General features: G+C 70.4%; 17 protein-coding genes. 5 read left to right on the plus strand and 12 right to left on the minus strand.

Going from position 1 to position 17711, the window contains the following annotated elements:
* Positions 1-131: 131 nt before the first annotated feature.
* From ASF41_RS01665 to ASF41_RS01675, 3 genes are all read left to right on the plus strand, one after another.
* On the plus strand, positions 132-476 hold the full coding sequence (locus ASF41_RS01665) for a hypothetical protein (protein WP_056210929.1): 345 nt from the start codon (positions 132-134) through the stop codon (positions 474-476).
* A gap of 24 nt (positions 477-500) precedes the next feature.
* Positions 501-1343, plus strand: a complete 843-nt coding sequence (locus ASF41_RS01670; protein ID WP_056490301.1) for a DUF1206 domain-containing protein — start codon at positions 501-503, stop codon at positions 1341-1343.
* Positions 1344-1453: 110 nt separating this feature from the next.
* Positions 1454-1789: a hypothetical protein gene (locus tag ASF41_RS01675; RefSeq protein ID WP_056490305.1), complete on the plus strand. Its 336-nt coding sequence runs from the start codon at positions 1454-1456 to the stop codon at positions 1787-1789.
* Between the two features lie 61 nt (positions 1790-1850).
* Here the strand turns inward: ASF41_RS01675 and ASF41_RS01680 are convergent, their stop codons facing one another.
* The 4 genes from ASF41_RS01680 to leuD form a co-directional block, all read right to left on the minus strand.
* Positions 1851-2774 (minus strand): NAD-dependent epimerase/dehydratase family protein, encoded by a 924-nt coding sequence (locus ASF41_RS01680; protein ID WP_056490308.1) that lies wholly within the window; start codon positions 2772-2774, stop codon positions 1851-1853.
* Between the two features lie 14 nt (positions 2775-2788).
* A complete protein-coding gene (locus ASF41_RS01685) occupies positions 2789-3175 on the minus strand; it encodes a RidA family protein (RefSeq protein WP_056378370.1) in 387 nt (128 codons plus the stop codon).
* Positions 3172-4377 (minus strand): lytic murein transglycosylase, encoded by a 1206-nt coding sequence (locus tag ASF41_RS01690; protein ID WP_082503904.1) that lies wholly within the window; start codon positions 4375-4377, stop codon positions 3172-3174. Before ASF41_RS01690 ends, ASF41_RS01685 begins: the two co-directional genes overlap by 4 nt.
* Positions 4378-4548: 171 nt before the next feature.
* Positions 4549-5151, minus strand: a complete 603-nt coding sequence (gene leuD / locus ASF41_RS01695; RefSeq protein ID WP_056490311.1) for a 3-isopropylmalate dehydratase small subunit — start codon at positions 5149-5151, stop codon at positions 4549-4551.
* Positions 5152-5328: 177 nt separating this feature from the next.
* On the opposite strand from leuD, the gene ASF41_RS25540 reads away from it, so the two are divergent.
* Positions 5329-5496, plus strand: coding sequence for a hypothetical protein (locus ASF41_RS25540; RefSeq protein ID WP_200917632.1), 168 nt, complete (start codon positions 5329-5331; stop codon positions 5494-5496).
* 54 nt (positions 5497-5550) lie between these two features.
* Here the strand turns inward: ASF41_RS25540 and ccrA are convergent, their stop codons facing one another.
* Complete coding sequence (gene ccrA, locus ASF41_RS01700; RefSeq protein WP_056210916.1) at positions 5551-6828, minus strand: crotonyl-CoA carboxylase/reductase; 1278 nt, start codon at positions 6826-6828, stop codon at positions 5551-5553.
* A gap of 597 nt (positions 6829-7425) precedes the next feature.
* Here ccrA and ASF41_RS01705 point away from each other — a divergent pair.
* Complete coding sequence (locus ASF41_RS01705) at positions 7426-9492, plus strand: protein meaA (RefSeq protein ID WP_056490313.1); 2067 nt, start codon at positions 7426-7428, stop codon at positions 9490-9492.
* A 121-nt stretch (positions 9493-9613) separates the two neighbouring features.
* Here the strand turns inward: ASF41_RS01705 and ASF41_RS01710 are convergent, their stop codons facing one another.
* The 7 genes from ASF41_RS01710 to ASF41_RS01740 form a co-directional block, all read right to left on the minus strand.
* Positions 9614-10789 carry an MFS transporter gene (locus ASF41_RS01710; RefSeq protein WP_244479516.1) on the minus strand — a complete coding sequence of 392 codons (1176 nt, stop codon included), beginning with the start codon at positions 10787-10789 and terminating at the stop codon, positions 9614-9616.
* Positions 10786-12462, minus strand: coding sequence for an apolipoprotein N-acyltransferase (gene lnt / locus ASF41_RS01715; RefSeq protein ID WP_056490316.1), 1677 nt, complete (start codon positions 12460-12462; stop codon positions 10786-10788). The genes ASF41_RS01710 and lnt overlap by 4 nt, the downstream gene beginning before the upstream one ends.
* A 10-nt stretch (positions 12463-12472) precedes the next feature.
* A complete protein-coding gene (locus tag ASF41_RS01720) occupies positions 12473-13585 on the minus strand; it encodes a hemolysin family protein (RefSeq protein ID WP_056490320.1) in 1113 nt (370 codons plus the stop codon).
* 36 nt (positions 13586-13621) lie between these two features.
* Entirely contained in the window at positions 13622-14164 is a 543-nt protein-coding gene (ybeY, locus tag ASF41_RS01725; protein WP_056490322.1) for an rRNA maturation RNase YbeY, read from the minus strand.
* Complete coding sequence (locus ASF41_RS01730) at positions 14161-15285, minus strand: PhoH family protein (protein ID WP_056210906.1); 1125 nt, start codon at positions 15283-15285, stop codon at positions 14161-14163. The genes ybeY and ASF41_RS01730 overlap by 4 nt, the downstream gene beginning before the upstream one ends.
* A gap of 132 nt (positions 15286-15417) precedes the next feature.
* Positions 15418-16758 (minus strand): tRNA (N6-isopentenyl adenosine(37)-C2)-methylthiotransferase MiaB, encoded by a 1341-nt coding sequence (gene miaB / locus ASF41_RS01735; protein ID WP_056490326.1) that lies wholly within the window; start codon positions 16756-16758, stop codon positions 15418-15420.
* Entirely contained in the window at positions 16755-17687 is a 933-nt protein-coding gene (locus ASF41_RS01740) for a 1-acyl-sn-glycerol-3-phosphate acyltransferase (protein WP_082503910.1), read from the minus strand. The genes miaB and ASF41_RS01740 overlap by 4 nt, the downstream gene beginning before the upstream one ends.
* Positions 17688-17711 lie beyond the last annotated feature (24 nt).

Raw genomic sequence — 17711 nt, forward strand, 5'->3', positions numbered from 1 at the left:
CGGCACGGCTTCCGCGCCGGGGACGCGAGCGATGCATCGAAGCCCGTTGTGCCCGGGACTGACGGACGGCTACGATGGCGTTGCGCTGCGATGCGCGCCATCTTCGTCTCCAGCCAGGACTGAGCCGCCCGGTGCCCCACTTCGAAGATTTCTACGCCAACAAGCTGCGCGGTTCGCTCGGGGTGACCGATGCGGAATCGGTCCTCGACCTGCGCGAGACCAATCGTCCGACCGCGGAGGCCTCCCTCGCGGACATGCTGGAACGCAGTCGCTTCGGGAAGGGCAAGACGGTGGCGATCCGCCTGGCTCCACCGCCGGAGGGCGGGGGCGAAACCCTGTTCCAGCCGATCGGGCGCCTGCTCCTCGACGCGAAGCGCAAGGGCCTCGTCGATCGCCTGCAGACCCTCCCGGCCGGCGATGGCCTCGGGTTCTACGTGGCACTATCCGGTAAGGCTGTGCGTTCCTCCGACGGATAACGTCGCGCGACCCCGGGAAATGCCTTGCTCACCCTCGGACACAACACCATCGAGCGCGTCGCTCGATTCGGCTACGGCGCCCGCGGCATCGTCTACTGCATCGTTGGGGGGCTGGCGGTGCTGGCCGCCATCGGCCAGGGCGGCCGTGCCGGTGACAGCGAGAGTGCGCTCCGCTGGGTCCTCGCCGGACCGTTCGGCGTGGTGCTCGTCGGTTTGATCGCGGCCGGGCTGCTGGGATTCGCCGTCTGGCGCTTTATCGAGGGCCTCACCGATGCCGACCGGCGCGGGACCTCGCTGAAGGGCCTGACCGTCCGGCTCGCCCATCTCCTGAGCGCCGCGATCTATACCGGCCTCGCCATCACCGCCGCGAGCCTCGCCCTTGGCCTCGGGCGCGGGGGCGGCGACGCCGCCCAGGATTGGACGGCCTGGCTTCTGGCCAAGCCCTTCGGCCTGTGGCTCGTGGGCCTGATCGGCCTCGGGGTGATGGGGGGCGGTGTCGCCTTCCTGGTCAAGGCGTTCAAGGGCGACGTCACCGATCGCCTGAAGCTCGATGCCGACCATTGCCGCTGGGCCAAGCCCGTGGGCCAGTTCGGGTACACCGCCCGGGGCGTCGCCTTCCTGATCATCGGCGGGTTCTTCATCGCGGCGGCCTGGTATCAGGCTTCTTCGGAGGTCAAGGGTCTGGCCGGCGCCTTCGCGGCGTTGCGCGCGCAACCCTATGGCTGGGTGCTGCTCGCCATCGTGGCCGCGGGCCACTTCGCCTTCGGCGCTTTCGGCCTCATCCAGGCGCGCTTCCGCCACATCGACGCGCCGGACATCGACCAGACCGACGACGCCGTGGCCGCAGCGATTCGCGCGGTACGCTGACGCTGCTCAGGAACAAATTCAGACCCGCGTCGATTGAGGCCCCAAACTGAAGGATGCGCAGCGACGGCGATGGGTCGAGGCGGCGCGCCTGTCAGAGGGGGGAAGACATCATGCGAATCCATTCGACACGCCTGGTTGGCAGCCTCGTGGCCCTGGGCCTTGGCCTGTCCGCCGCTCCCGCTTTCGCCCAGGGCATCTCCATCGGTCCCGGCGGCGTCCAGGTCGATCCGGGCTACCGCCGCGGCTACGACGATCGCGGCCCGCCGCGCAGCGAGCTGACGCGCGGTGAGGCTGCCCGCATCGCCCGCCGCGAGGGTCTGGTGGATGTCGACGGCGTCGACCGCCGCGGCCCGCGCCTGATCGTCCGCGGTTCGGACCGCCGGGGCGACGACATCTCCGTCGTTCTCGACAGCCGGTCCGGCGAAGTGCTCGACGTCCGTCGCTGAGCCGGCAGACCGCGAAAAACTTCGCATCGGTCGAGGCCCGGCAGGCGATGCCGGGCCTTCGTCATGTCTGGCTGCGGGCGAAGCGTTCCAGACCGTCCCGCGCCGTGCCCTCCGGCCTCCATCCCAGCGATGCCAATCCATCCGCGCGCGCGACGAGGCTGGTCGAGAGGCGGGCATAGGCCGCCTCCTGTCCGGCCATCCGACAGGCGAGCCCCAGCAACACGGACGGCGTCGGCAGAAGGCCGGCGCTTCGTCCGAAGCCGGCCCGCAACGCCGTGACCATCTCGCCCGGCGTCAGCGGGTCGGGCTCGGCCACGATGAGCGGGCGACGCAAGGGACCGGGCGCTTCGAGCGCCACGGCGACCGCCTGCGCCAGCGATTCCACCGAGACGAGGGAGCGGCGGCCCCTGAGGCTGGCAAGGGGCAGCGGCATGGCGGAGCGCGCCAGTTGCACAAGGGTCGCGACGTTGCCCTTCACGCCGGCGCCATAGACCAGCACGGGGCGCAGAGCGACCCAGTCGAGCCCCGTCTCGGCCAGGGCCGCTTCGGCTGCGAGCTTCGAGCGCCCGTAGGCGTCGGTCGGGGCGGCCAGATCGGACTCCGTCACGATCCCGGCCGCCGAGATCCCGGTCTGCGCCCGGATCGAGGACAGGAAGACGAAGCGTTGGACCCGGGCGCGAACCGCGGCCTCGGCGAGCCGCAGGGTCGCTTCGGTATTGGACGACCGGAAATCGTCCTCGGGCGTGCCCGACATGGTCAGCGACAATCCGGCGGAATGCACCACCGCGTCGACCCCTGCGAGGGCCGCGGCCATGTTCATCGGCCGGGTCAGGTCGCCGACGACGGCGCTGCTCGCGCCCTCCGCGACCTCGACCGGCCGACGGAGCAGGACGCGCACCCGAAAGCCGCGCTGCGACAGGCTTCGCAGCAGGTGCCGCCCGATGAAGCCCGTGGCGCCGGTGAGTGCGATCAGCGGCCCACCCATGGGACGAACCCCTCCTACGGCAGCAGCGCCGTGACCTCGATCTCGACCTTCATCTCGGGACGCAACAGGCCGGCGACGATCACGATCGTGGCGGCGGGCCGGATCTCAGCCAGGTTCCGGCCGCAGACCCCGAGTACCGCCTCGGCCTCCGTTCGATCCGTCACGTAGTAGGTTGCCCGCACGATGTCCGCGAGCCCGGCCCCGGCCTGTCCCAGGACGTCGCCGATGGTGCGCCAGCAGGCCTCGGCCTGGTCGGCCGCCGAGACCGGCATCGTCATCGTGGCATAGTCGTAGCCGGTGGTGCCGGCCACGAAGACGAAGCCGCCTTGCACCACGGCGCGGGAATAGCCGTAGGCCGACTCGAAGGGCGAGCCGGAGTCGATCAGGCGCCGTGTGCTCATCCGCGTCGCAGCGCCTCTAGGACCTTGGCCCCTGGCCGGCCGGTGGGCGGCATGCCGAGGCTGCGCTCGACCTCCTTGATGGCGTCGCGGGTCTTGGACCCGACCTTGCCGTCCGGCTCGCCGACGTCGAAGCCGCGCTTGGTCAGGCGGGCCTGCAGGTCGCGGCGCTCGGCCCGCGACAGCGGCGGATCGTCGGTGGGCCAGTCGGCCTGGATGCCGCCGCGACCGCGGAGGCGGTCGGACAGCACCGCGATGGCGAGACCGTAGGATTCGGCGGCGTTGTAGGAATAGAGCGCGTCGAAGTTCTTCGTCACCAGGAAGGCCGGTCCGTCGATGCCGGCCGGAAGCAGGATACCGGCAGGTCCCTCGCCCGAGAGTGGACGGCCGTCGATGCGGGTGACGCCGAGGGAGGCCCAGTGGGCGATCGCCTTCTTGTTCTTGCGCCCCGCCGCGCCGGCATTGAAGCCGCGCGGCACCTTCACCTCGTAGCCCCAGGGCTGGCCGTTGTTCCACCTGGCCACGCGCAGGAAGTTCGCCGTGGAGGCGACCGCGTCCGGCACCGAATCGACGAGGTCGCGGCGCCCGTCGCCGTCCCCGTCGACGGCGAGGCGCTGATAGGTTGTGGGCATGAACTGGGTCTGCCCGAAGGCGCCGGCCCAGGAGCCGTTCAAGCGGGAGGGATCGATATCGCCGCGCTCGATGATCTTCAGGGTCGCCATCAGCTCGCCCTTGAAGAACTCCTTCCGGCGATGATTGGCGCAGATCAGGGTGGCGAAGGACTGCACCAGCGGCATCTTGCCGAGGTTCTTCCCGAAGTTCGACTCGACGCCCCAGACCGCCGCGATGGTGTGCCGGTCGACGCCGTAGCGAGCCTCCGCATTGGCCAGGGCCTGCGCGTGCTGGCGCATGGCGGCCTTGCCGTCGTCGACGCGCTCCTCGTCCACGAGGGCGGCCATGTAGTCCCAGATCGGCGTCTTGAACTCGGGCTGAGCCTGAGAGAGTTCCAGCACCTTCTCGTCGTAGGTGATCCCGGCCGTCGCCGCACGGAAGGTCTGGGCCGAGATGCCCTGCGCGGCGGCCTGTGCCTGCAGGCTGCCGAGGCAATCCTGGAAGTCGGCCCGGGCCGGTGCGCAGATCGCCAGGAGGGCCGCGGCCGCTCCGCAGGAGAGGGTCGCCGTCTTACCCGATCGGCCGAATGCCATCGTGTTCTCCGCCAATGCGTTCGTTGAAACTGTGATCGCCGATTCAGGCGATACCAGGGTTAACGAACGGTTGAGGCCGGAGCGGAATGCTCCGGGGCGGTCGCCCTCCGGACCCGGCCACCCCGAGCCCAACCGCGCTGCGATCGAGCGGAGGGCCGGGTTCGCCCGAATTCAGGCCAAGCCGCGCGCGGCGAGCTTCTCTTCGTAGGCGTCGATGGCGGGCGCCCGCTTCAGGGTCAGGCCGATCTCGTCGAGGCCGTTCAGGAGGCTCTCCTTGCGGCCGGGATCGATGTCGAAGTGCAGGGTGCCGCCGTCGGGCCCCTTGATGGTCTGGGCCTCGAGATCCACCGACAGGGTCGCGTTGGAGCCACGCTCCGCATCCTCGAACAGCTTCTCCAGGTCTTCCGGCGAGACCGTGATCGCCAGGATGCCGTTCTTGGCGCAGTTGTTGAAGAAGATGTCGGCGAAGCTCGTGGAGATGACGCAGCGGATGCCGAAATCGGTCAGGGCCCAGGGCGCGTGCTCGCGCGACGAGCCGCAGCCGAAATTGTCGCCGACCACGAGGATCCTGGCGTTGCGGTAGGCCGGCTTGTTCAGGACGAAATCCGGGTTCTCGGAACCGTCGTCGTGGTAGCGCATCTCCGAGAACAGGCCCTTGCCGAGGCCGGTGCGCTTGATGGTCTTGAGATACTGCTTCGGGATGATCCGGTCGGTGTCGACGTTGATGATCCGCATGGGCGCCGCGACGCCCTCCAGGGTGGTGAATTTTTCCATGATGCCGGTTGCCGTGGTCTCGCGATGCGCGGCGGCCTCTCCCAGGAACGGTCGGGGCGTCGCGCTTGGGCGATATCTAACAGCCAGGGGGCGCCCCTGAAAGACGGGGGCCGCGCGTCTCGCGATCGTCGCGCATCGCGCCTATGCTCCCTGTCCGGCACGACACGAGGGGCGGCGATGACCGAGACCACCAACCAGTTCAAGAAAGCGCCCAAGCGCAAGAAGGAAAAAGCGCGCTCGGTGACAGTGTCGCCCGAGATGCGCCAAGCCTACGCGGACCTGATCAAGCAGAAGGAAGAGCGTGAGGAATACGCAAAACACCTGCCCTCCGAGAAGGGCAGGTGAGGGTCGCTCCGAACCCGCCCGCCGAAACGGGCGGGCCGTGACGGCTTCCGCCGCCTAGCGCTTTCCGGCCTCGATCACGTCCTCGACCGTGCGCAGGCCGGCGCGGGGCGCGTTGACGAGGCAGGCCATGTTGCCCGGGGCGTGCTGGTTCTTCCACATCTTGGTGTGGGCCTGGGGGATCTTCTCCCAGGGGAAGACCTCGCTCATGCACGGGTCGATGCGCTGGTCGAGGACGAACTGGTTGGCGGCCGAGGCCTGCTTCAGGTGGGCGAAGTGCGAGCCCTGGATGCGCTTCTGGCGCATCCAGACGTAGCGAGCGTCGAAGGTGATGTTGAAGCCCGTGGTGCCGGCACAGAACACGATCATGCCGCCGCGCTTGGCCACCAGGGTCGAGACCGGGAAGGTCGACTCGCCCGGATGCTCGAACACGATGTCGACGTCGTTGCCCTTGCCGGTGATGTCCCAGATCGCCTTGCCGAACTTGCGGGCTTCCTTGAGCCAGGTGTTGTACTCAGGCGAGTTCACCTTCGGCAGCTGGCCCCAGCAGTCGAATTCCTTGCGGTTGATCACGCCCTTGGCGCCCAGGCTCATGACGTAGTCGCGCTTGGAATCGTCGGAGATCACCGCGATGGCGTTGGCGCCCGAGGCGGCGCAGAGCTGCACGGCGAACACGCCGAGACCGCCAGAGGCGCCCCAGACCAGGACGTTCTGGCCCGGGCGTACGGTGTGCGGGGCGTGACCGAACAGCATGCGGTAGGCGGTGGCGAGGGTCAGCGTGTAGCAGGCCGCCTCCTCCCAGGTCAGGTGCTTGGGGCGCACCATGAGCTGGCGCGACTGCACCCGGCAGAACTGGGCGAAGGAGCCGTCGCCGGTCTCGTAACCCCAGATGCGCTGGGATGGGGAGAACATCGGGTCGCCGCCGTTGCACTCCTCGTCGTCGCCGTCGTCGCGGTTGCAGTGGACGATGACCTCGTCGCCGACCTTCCAGCGCTTCACCTTAGCGCCGACCTTCCAGACGATGCCGGAGGCGTCCGAGCCGGCGATGTGGTACTCGCCCTTGTGCACGTCGAAGGGCGAGATCGGCTCGCCGAGGCCCGCCCAGACGCCGTTGTAGTTCACGCCGGCGGCCATGACGTAGACCAGCACCTCGTCGTCGCCGATCTCCCAGACGGGCAGAACCTCGAGCTGGTGCGACTGCTCGGGCGGCCCGTGCCGCTCGCGCCGGATCGCCCAGGCGTACATCTTCGCCGGCACGTGCCCGAGGGGCGGCACTTCGCCCATCTCGTACAGGTCCTTCAGTTCCGTCGTGCTCGACGCAGCGCTCGCGGCCATCTTGGCTCTCCCCGTCACTTCTTGTGCTGCTCGCTATATCGGCGAACCGAGAGCCGTCCAAGAGCCCGAACCGCCAAGAATCTTTTCGGCTGAGGCCAAGAAACCTTCACGCCCACAAGAAGAGGCCACTTCTTGAGCCGACGGCATCCTGTATTCAATATTCTCGTGATGCACCGGGCCTTTAGCGCCCATCGTACAGAGGCTTATCTGCCCGTGGCCCACCTCCCGACGATCTGCCGCCCGCGGCAGCGCCGCGATACGGCCCGACGCCGCCTTGTACCAATGTCCAATTCGCGGATGTGCGACGGGGCTACCCGACCCACCCAGCTTTGCGGAAGTTGTCCACAGGTCGCTGGGACCGTCCCCGGAAGGCCGGGCTGCGGCACCAGGGTTGGACCGCACGGTCCCCCCGATGGGCGGCACGTTTCCGTGAGTTCGAGGGCGTCGACGAGACCGCGCAGACCTGGGCTGCCGCGGATGGTCTTTGGTGCTGATGACGTGGCGAACGCGCTTCGCTAGGGTGCGCCGCAAGTGATCGACAGCAGTCAAATGCAATTTGAGATCACATCAAATTCAGTCTTGAGGGAGTGTTCCGGGATGAGCGGACAGGCAGCGGTCGCCGAGACCAAGCGCGACAAGCCGTGGATCATCCGCACCTATGCGGGTCATTCCAATGCCAAGGAGTCGAACGCGCTCTATCGCGGCAACCTGGCCAAGGGACAGACCGGCCTCTCGGTGGCCTTCGATCTGCCGACCCAGACCGGCTACGACCCCGACCACGAGCTCGCCCGGGGGGAAGTCGGCAAGGTCGGCGTGTCGATCGCGCATCTCGGCGACATGCGGACCCTGTTCGACCAGATTCCGCTGCAGCAGATGAACACCTCGATGACGATCAACGCCACGGCGCCGTGGCTGCTGTCGCTCTATCTCGCGGTGGCCGAGGAGCAGGGCGCGCCGTTCGCAGGGCTTCAGGGCACCACCCAGAACGACATCATCAAGGAATACCTCTCGCGGGGCACCTACGTGTTCCCGCCCGCGCCGTCCCTCCGGCTGACCAAGGACGTGATCCTGTTCACGACCAAGGAAGTGCCGAAGTGGAACCCAATGAACGTCTGCTCCTACCACCTGCAGGAGGCCGGGGCGACGCCGGTGCAGGAACTGTCCTACGCGCTCGCCATCGCCATCGCGGTGCTCGACACCGTGCGCGACGACCCCGATTTCGACGAGGCCAGCTTCGCCGACGTGTTCAGCCGGATCTCGTTCTTCGTGAACGCGGGCATGCGGTTCGTCACCGAGATCTGCAAGATGCGGGCGTTCTCCGAGCTTTGGGATGAGATCGCCCAGGAGCGCTACGGCATCACCGATCCGAAGAAGCGAATCTTCCGCTACGGCGTTCAGGTGAACTCGCTCGGACTGACCGAGCAGCAGCCCGAGAACAACGTCCACCGCATCCTCATCGAAATGCTCGCCGTGACCCTGTCGAAGCGGGCGCGCGCCCGCGCCGTGCAGCTGCCGGCCTGGAACGAGGCCCTCGGCCTGCCGCGCCCCTGGGACCAGCAATGGTCGATGCGCATGCAGCAGATCCTCGCCTTCGAGACCGACCTCTTGGAATACGAAGACATCTTCGACGGCTCGAAGGTCATCGACGCCAAGGTCGAGGCCCTGAAGGCCGAGACCCGCCAGGCTCTTGAAGAGATCGGCGGCATCGGTGGCGCCGTGGCGGCGGTTGAGACCGGCGCCCTCAAGCGCGCCCTGGTGGAATCTAACGCCCGGCGCATCTCGGCCATCGAGGCCGGCGATCAGGTCGTAGTCGGCGTGAACAAGTTCCAGGCCGGCGAACCCTCGCCCCTCACCGCCGGCGAGGGCGCGATCTTCACCGTCTCCGAGACGGTGGAGATGGAGGCCGAGCAGCGCATCCGCGAGTGGCGGTCCAAGCGCGACGGCAAGGCGGTGGAGACCGCCCTTGACGCGCTCGAGGCTGCGGCGCGCTCGGGCGCCAACATCATGCCGGTCTCGATCGCGGCGGCGAAGGCCGGCGTCACCACCGGCGAGTGGGGCGGGCGCCTGCGCCAGGTCTTCGGCGAGTACCGCGCCCCCACCGGCGTCACCCTGGAGACCATCTCCTCGGGGGCGGCCCAGGACGCCAAGCTCCTGATCGCCGATCTCGGCGAACGTCTTGGCGAGACCCCGAAGCTGGTGGTCGGCAAGCCCGGCCTCGACGGCCATTCCAACGGCGCCGAGCAGATCGCGCTGCGCGCCCGCGACGTCGGCTTCGACGTGACCTACGACGGCATCCGCCAGACCCCGGCCGAGATCGTCGCCAAGGCCAAGTCGACCGGCGCCCACGTGGTCGGCCTGTCCATCCTCTCGGGCAGCCACGTGCCGCTGGTGCGGGACGTCCGGGCCAAGATGCGCGAGGCCGGCCTCGACCACATCCCGCTGGTGGTCGGCGGCATCATCTCGCCCGACGACGAACTGGTGCTCAAGAACATGGGCGTCACGGCGGTCTACACCCCGAAGGACTACGTCCTCGACACCATCATGGTGGGCATCGCCAAGGTGGTGGAGCGCGCCCTCGACAAGCGCGCCGCCGAGCAGGCCGATGCCAAGGCCGGCATCGCGGGCGCGACACCGCGCGGCGACACGTCTGAAAAGGTGTTCTGACGAACCACGCTCACGCGTCGCCCTCCTGCATGACGCAGAGGGCGCCGCGCTCCGGGAGCGCCCGGACGGGAGCGTGATCGCTCCCGGCGCCGCGGAGCGGCGGCGGTCGGCCCTCAGCCCGTCACGGCTTGCCCACGTAGCGGTCGCGCCCCGCGCTCAGGCTGCACAGGAAGGCGCCGGCCGCGATGGTGCAGAACAGGGCCGTCGAGGCGGCCCAGGTGCCCGTCAGATCGTGCGCCAGCCCGAAGCTCAAGGGCCCGAGGGACGCCACCGTATATCCGACGCTCTGGGACATCGCCGCGAGGCTGCCGGCGGTGGCCGGATCGCGGGCGCGCAGGACGATGATCGTGAGGCCGAGGCCGAACAGGCCGCCGAGGCCTGCTCCGAGCAGCATCCCGACCGGCAAGGCCCAGGCGAGCGGGCCGTAGACCAGGGCGACGAGGGCCAGCACGCAGAGGGCGAGCAGGCCCGCCGCGAAGCCCCGCTGATCGCGGACCCGGGCCGCGAAGGACGGCACCAGGAGCGCGGCCGGCGCCTGCCCGATGCTCATCAGCGAGGACACGAAGCCCGCTTCCACCGCGCTGAGCCCCCGATCGTGCAGCACCAGGGGCAGCCAGCCGAACATGATGTAGGCCAGCGACGATTGCAGGCCCATGAAGCCGGTGACCTGCCACGCGAGGCGATCGCGCCATAGGGAGATCCGCTGCGCCGCGCCGGGGGCGGTCTCGGGTGCCCGGGCGAAGGGGGCCCAGGCGAGGGTGGCCGCCAGGGCAGGCACGGCCCAGAGGGCGAGCGCGGCGGGCCAGCCGCCGAGCCCGTCGGCGAGGGGCACCGACAGGCCTGCGCCCGCCGCGGCGCCGAGGCAGAGCACCATGGTGTAGAGGCCGGTGACGACGCCCGTCAGGCCCGGGAAGTCGCGCTTGACCAGGCCCGGCAGCAGCACGCCCGAGAGACCGATGCCGAGGGCGGCGAGGCAGGCGCCGACGAAGAGCGGTCCCAGCCCCCCGAGGCCGCGCAGGCCGGAGCCGAGGGCGACCACCGCCACGGCGAGGAGCACGCCGCGATCGGAGCCGAGGCGTCGCATCACCCAGGGGCCGAGGGTGCAGGCGAGGCCGATGCAGAGCACCGGGAGCGTGGTGAGCAGCGCCGCCCCGGCCGCACTCAGGGCCGTCTCGGCGCGGATGCGCTCGAGGAGCGGGCCGACGGTCGTCAGGGCCGGACGCATGTTGAAGGCGACCAGCATGATGCCGAGACCGAGCAGGATCGGGCGGGCCGTGATCCGCAGGGTGGTCTTCACGCGCTTCGCCGCCGTGCCGCCAGGAGGGTCAGGAAGCATCCGACCCAGACCAGACCGAAGGGCAGGTCGCCGAGGCGGGCATAGAGGGTCCGGCCCGGCAGGCGCGCCGGAAGATCGGCGTCGAGGACGCCCTCGACGCCCAGCGGCAGGCTGGCGGTGATCCGGCCATGGGCGTCGATCACGGCCGAGATGCCGGTATTGGCGTCGCGGACCAAGGGGAGCCCTTCCTCCACGGCGCGCAGGCGCGCCTGGGCGAGGTGCTGGCGCGGCCCCGGCGTGTCGCCGAACCAGGCGTCGTTGGTGAGGTTGAGGATCAGCCCCGGCACCAGCGGCGGACCGTTCGGCGTCGCGCCGGGCACGATCGCCCCCGGAAAGATCGCCTCGTAGCAGATCGTCGCCGCCACCGGCGGCAGGCCCGGCACGGTCATGATCCGCTGGGTCGCCCGGTCGCCCGCCGTGAAGCCCCCCGGAATCGAGACGAACTGCCGGATGTGCAGGGCGCGCAGGGTCGCGTCGAGGGGGCCCGGCAGGTACTCGCCGAAGGGGACCAGGTGGACCTTGTCGTAGATGTCGCCGAATTTCGGTCCGCCGGAGAGCGTCAGGATGCTGTTGAAGAAGCGCGGCCGCTCGTCGCCCACCGGCACCTTGGCCCGGGCCGCGCCGGTGATAAGCTGCTTGCCCGGCGGGAACGCGGCGGCGATCCGGGCCAGGGCCTCGGGGTCGCGCTGGATCAGGAACGGGAAGGCGGATTCCGGCCAGATCACGTGGGTGACGTCGGCGATGCCGGAGCGGTCAGGCGCGGCGGCGCGGTCGCTGAGTTCGAGGTAGCGGTCGAGGATGTCCTGGCGGTTCTCGGGCCGGAACTTGGCGTCCTGGTTCAGGTTCGGCTGGACGAGGCGCAGGCGCACGCCCTGGACCACCGGATCCGCGATGGCCGGCACCCGTCGGGCGCCGAAGCCCGCGAGCCCCGCGAGGGCGAGAGCGGCGAGGCCGAGGGGAACGAAGCGGCCGCGCCACGTCTCGGCGACCGCCAGGGTCGCGGGCGCGGCCGCGACGAGGATCGCCAGGACGGTCAGGCCGTAGAGGCCGACCACGGCCGCGCCCTGCATCAGCCAGAGGTTCTGGCCGAGCGCCATGCCCAGGGTGTTCCAGGGGAAGCCGGTGAAGAGATGCCCGCGCAGCCACTCGCAGGCGGAGAGGCCGAGCGCGAGGCTGACGAGGCGCAGCGCCCCCCGAAACCAGAGCAGGCGGGCCAGCGCGAAGCCGAAGGCGTAGAACAGGGCGAGCACCGCCGGCAGGCCGACGACGCCGAGGGGCAGGGCCCAGAGAAATTCCTCGGCCTCCACCAGGAAGGCGGAGCCGAGCCACCACAGGCCAGCGGTGAGGTAGCCGAAGCCCCAGGCCCAGCCGATCACCGCGCTCGCGAGAACCGCGCCGCGGGTGGCCTGGCGCCCCGTGGCAGCTCCGTCGACGAGCCAGACGGCAACGCTCAGGGAGACCACGAGGGCGGGGAACAGCCCGAAGGGCGGCATGGCGAGGGCGCCCAGCGCGCCGGAGGCCATCGCGACGGCGAGGCGGCGCCAGCCGGCGGTCAGCATGACCCACTGGGCCAGGGCGGCGAGCGGTCCCGTCGCCGGACCGCGCCCGACGCGGTCCGCGAGGATCGAGGTCATGCCGGCTCCGTCACGCGGCCGGCGATTCGGGCGCGGGCTTCGGGGCGGGCAGCGCCAGAGGCACCACCGCGGTGATGCGGGCGTCGCCGCGCTGCAGGCGCAGGCGCTTCACCCGGCGCGGATCGGCGTCGAGCACCTCGAATTCGAGATCGCCCGGTCCGCTGATGAGCTCGCCCCGGGAGGGCACCCGCCCGGCGAGGGTCACGATCAGACCGCCGATGGTGTCGATCTCCTCGGCCATCTCCCCGACGGCCGCTACGAGGTCGACACCGCTCGCGGCCGAGACCTCGGCGAGGCCGGCCCGGGCATCGGCCACGAAGACGTCGCCCTCCCCGTCGACGCGCTGGACGAGGTGTCCCTCGGCGACGTCGTGCTCGTCCTCGATGTCGCCGACCACCACCTCGATCAGATCCTCGATCGAGATCAGGCCGTCGGTGCCGCCGTACTCGTCGATGACGAGGGCCATGTGGGTGCGGGTCGCCTGCATCCGCACCAGAAGGTCGATGGCCGGCATCGAGGGCGGCACGAACAGCACGGGGCGCTGGATGCGGGTGGCGGCCAGGGTGGCCGAGAGGTCGACATTGGCGAGGTTGAGGGTGCGCAGGGCCCGCGCGCCCCGCCGCGCCCGGGGCGGCAGCACGGGGGCGGCCTCGCCCTCGGTCGCCGGGGCCACGGGCGGCGTGCGACGGCTGCCGGCCTCGGCCCGGGCCGCGATGTGGTCGACGAAGTCGCGGATGTGGACCATGCCGCGGGGGTCGTCGAGGGTCTCGCCGTAGACCGGCAGGCGCGAATGCCCGGCCGTGCGGAACAGCTTCAGGAGATCGCCGAGGCTCGTCTCCATCGACACCGCGACGATGTCGGCCCGGGGGATCATCACGTCGTCGACCCGCACCTTGTGCAGGCCGAGGACGTTCTTGAGCATGGCGCGTTCGAGGGGCGAGAACGCGTTCTCGCCGGTGTCGGGCTCGGCTAGCGCGTCCTCGATGTCGTCGCGCAGCGAATCGCGTGGACGAAGGTGGAAGACGTGCAGGAGTCGGTCGTACCAGGGCTCGCGGGCCTGGCTCTCACCGTCGCCGGAACTGGGCGCGGCCTGGGCCGCGCCGCGACTTCGATCGTTTGTCATGTCTCTCTGATCTGGAGTGTCAGGCGGGATCGCCGCTCACGGGGCCGCTCGCTCGGCAGGCGGTTCTGCCGAAGAGGGGTCGGGCGCATAGGGATCGGGCACGCCGAGGGTACGGAGGGCCGCGACCTCGAGGACTTCCATCGCATCGGCATCCGCCTCGCCGGTCTCGTGGTCCTGACCAAGGAGGTGAAGGGTGCCATGGACGAGGAGATGGGCCAGATGATCGCTGAGCGGCTTCGACTGCTCCGCACTTTCGCGCAGCATCGTGTCATACGCAAGAACCACGTCGCCCAGGGGCACCGGCATGCCCGCATGGGCGGGTTGCGCCGGCGCCGGGAAGGACAGCACGTTGGTGGGCTTGTCCTTGCCGCGCCAGGTCCGGTTCAGGTCTTGAACCACCGCGTCGGTGGCCAGCAGGATGCTGATCTCGACCGGCCCCTCGGGCGGCGCGGGGGCCACGGCGAGGCCGGCCTCGACGGCCCGAATCACGAAGGCTTCGAGGTCGGGCGCGACGCTCTCCCAGCGCGGGTCCTCGATCGCGACGTCGATCTCCGCCTCGCCGGCGCGGCCGGCGCTCACGACAGCGGCCTCCGGCGCGAGACCGTCTGGCGGTCGGCGTCGCCCTCCCCGTGGGCCGCGGCCTCGTAGGCGGTGACGATGCGGCGCACGAGGTCGTGGCGCACCACGTCGACGTCCCGGAAGGTGATGCGGCCGATGCCCTCGACGCCGTCGAGGACGCGCACCGCCTCGACGAGGCCGGATTTCTGGCCCGGCGGTAGGTCGATCTGGCTCGGATCACCGGTGATGATCATGCGGGAATTCTCACCGAGGCGGGTGAGGAACATCTTCATCTGCATGGACGTGGTGTTCTGCGCCTCGTCGAGGAGCACCACGGCGTTGGTCAGGGTGCGGCCGCGCATGAACGCGAGGGGCGCGATCTCGATGACGCCGGTCTGCAGGCCGCGGTCGACGTGGCGGGCCTCCATGAAGTCGTAGAGGGCGTCGTAGATCGGCCGCAGGTAGGGGTCGACCTTCTCGCGCATGTCGCCAGGGAGAAAGCCGAGACGCTCGCCGGCCTCCACGGCGGGGCGCGACAGGATCAGGCGCTCCACGTGCCCCTGTTCCAGCAGCGACACGGCGTAGCCCACGGCGAGCCAGGTCTTGCCGGTGCCGGCCGGCCCTTCGGCGAAGACGAGCTCGTGGCTGCGCAGGGCCTTGATGTAGGCGTCCTGCGCCGCGTTGCGGGCACGCACCGCGCCGCGCTTGCGGGTGGCGAGCTGGTCGAACACGGCCCGGTCGGGCTCGGCGCTAACCTCCGCCGCCGGGAACAGGTTGCCCTGCTGCGTCGTCTCGTGGATCGCCCCGTCCACGTCGCCGAGGGTCAGGGGCAGGCCGCTCGCCTTCACCCGGGCATAGAGCCGCTCGAACACCTTGCGGGCCTTCTCGGCCGCCTCGACGCCGCCCTTGACCACGAGATGGTTGCCGAGCGCGGTGGCGGTCACGGCCAGGCGCCGTTCGATATGCGCGACGTTCTGGTCGTACTGGCCGAAGACCAGGCTCGCGAGTCGATTGTCGTCGAAGGTCAGGGAGACCTCCTCGGTCTCGACCAGGCCCTCGATCCGCGCCGCCGGGCCGCGCCCGCGCAACGCGCCACCGCGTCCACTCGACCCTTCAGATCCCGGCACGCCGTCGTCCTTCATTCATTACAGGGGGTCCGCGCCGACCGTCCGAGGCCGCATCGCATCGCAGACGATTCCGAGATGGTCGCCCGGGGCGCGCCGGACAGGGGCGGATCGGCGCGGCGTATCGACCGACGGGGCCGGAACGCGCCCTCAAGCCGCCGCCGCCGTGCCGCCGAGGGCCTCGCCGAAGAGGCTGTTCGAGCCGGCGCGGATCACCCGCACAGGAACGACGGTGCCGATGGTGGAGGCCGGCGCGTCGAACTGGACCGGCAGGAGATGGGGCGTCTTGCCGGCGACTTGGCCGGGATGGCGTCCGGCCTTCTCCACCAGCACCTCGACCACGTGCCCCACCGCGGCTGCGTTGAAGGCGTGGCGCTGCGCGTCGAGGAGGGTCTGGAGCGCGGCGAGGCGCTCGGACTTCACGGCTTCCGGCACGGCATCGGCGCTGTCGGCCGCCGGGGTACCGGGGCGCGGGCTGTACTTGAAGGAGAAGGCGCTGGCGAAGCCGATCTCGCGCACCAGCCGCATCGTGTCCTCGAACTCGGCGTCCGTCTCACCGGGGAAGCCGACGATGAAGTCGGAGGACAGGGCGATGTCGGGCCGGGCCGCGCGCACGCGCTCGATGATTCGGCGATAGGCGTCGCCGGTATGCTTGCGGTTCATCGCCTTGAGCACCCGGTCGGAGCCCGACTGCACCGGCAGGTGCAGGTAGGGCATCAGGGCCGGCAGGGTGCCGTGGGCGGCGATGAGGTCGTCGTCCATGTCGTTGGGATGGCTGGTGGTGTAGCGCAGGCGCAGGAGGCCCGGGAGGCGCTCCAGGGCGCGCATCAGCGCCGGCAGGGTCGCGCTCCCGCCGTCCTGGCCCAGGCCATGATAGGCGTTCACGTTCTGACCGATGAGGGTGATCTCGCGGACGCCGCCGCGCACCAGCTTCTCGGCCTCGGCCAGGATCGCGTCCACGGAGCGCGAGACCTCGGCGCCGCGGGTATAGGGCACGACGCAGAAGGCGCAGAACTTGTCGCAGCCCTCCTGCACGGTGAGGAAGGCCGTGACCCCGTGGGTGCGGCGGGCCGGCAGGTGGTCGAACTTGTCCTCGGCCGGAAACTCGGTGTCGACCACGCGCTTCGAGGCCGAGCGCGCCAGCAGGTCCGGCAGGCGGTGATAGTTCTGCGGGCCGACCACCACGTCGACGGTGGGGGCGCGGGCCAGGATCTCGGCCCCTTCCGCCTGGGCGACGCAGCCGGCGACGACGATCCGGGTCTCGTACCCAGCCTCGGCCCGCTCACCCTTGAGCACCCGCAGCCGGCCGAGCTCGGAATAGACCTTGTCGGCGGCCTTTTCGCGGATGTGGCAGGTGTTCAGGATGACGACGTCCGCCTCCTCCACCGCGTCGGTCGCCGCATAGCCCTCGGCACCCAGCACGTCCGCCATCCGGGCGGCGTCGTAGGCGTTCATCTGGCAGCCGTAGGATTTGACGTAGGCTTTCTTCAACGGTCCGATTCCGGTGACAGCACTTCCGCGCCGCGCATAGCACGGTTCGTCTGCGGCGTCGCGATCCCTCGCCCCGGCGATGCGCCATCCTCGATGCCGGGGCGAATCCGGGGACCCGACCAGACCGGCCCCAGGGGTGGCCGGCCGGTGACGCCGCGCTGGAGTGCGGCGCGCACCGAGGCCTCCGCCAGGGCGGTGGCGCGCTTGCGATCCGTGCCGGCCTCGACGGCGATCGGCGCGCCCCAGACCACGTGGACGTCGATGGGGCCGCCGTCGAAGAAAGCGGAGAGATGGGGCGCCAGCTCCATGTCCCCGTACCAGGCCACCTCCGGGCGCTGATGGCGGACGAGCGGCAGGCCGTTGCGGCGGGGATAGGTGATGGCGAGCGGCTGAAGCCGGATGCGGGCGGGACCCTCCCCGGCGACCGCCGCGCGGGCGGCGCCGACCAGCGAGGAGCGGAACGGCAGCAGCCGGGTGCCGTCCCCGGTGGTGCCCTCCGCGAAGAGCACGATGAGGTCGCCGCGGCCGAGGCGCTGCGCCACCGTGGCGTTGACGGCGGCGGTGTCGGCCCGGCGCGCCCGGTCGATGAACACCGTGCGCTGCAGCCGCGCCAGGGTGCCGATGACGGGCCAGCCGGCGATCTCGGACTTCGCCACGAAGGACAGCGGCCGCAGGGAGCCCAGGACGATGATGTCGAGCCAGGAGACGTGGTTCGCCAGCACGAGCGCCGGTTCATCCGCCGCCGGCGGCGAGCCGCTCTGGGTCACCCGCAGGCCGAACAAGGCGACGAACACCTGGTGGAACAGCACCGGCATCCAGGCCGCGATCCGGCCGCGTCCGAAGCGCAGGCTGAGGAGGTGAGGCCCGACGATGACGAGGAAGACCACGACGCAGAGCGCCAGGCGGCAATACGCGCCGAGGCGGGACATCGGCTGGCTAGCGCGCGCCGGGTG

Origin of the sequence: Methylobacterium sp. Leaf111 (genome assembly GCF_001423285.1) — a bacterium.
In the GTDB taxonomy this organism is placed as follows: Bacteria; Pseudomonadota; Alphaproteobacteria; order Rhizobiales; family Beijerinckiaceae; genus Methylobacterium.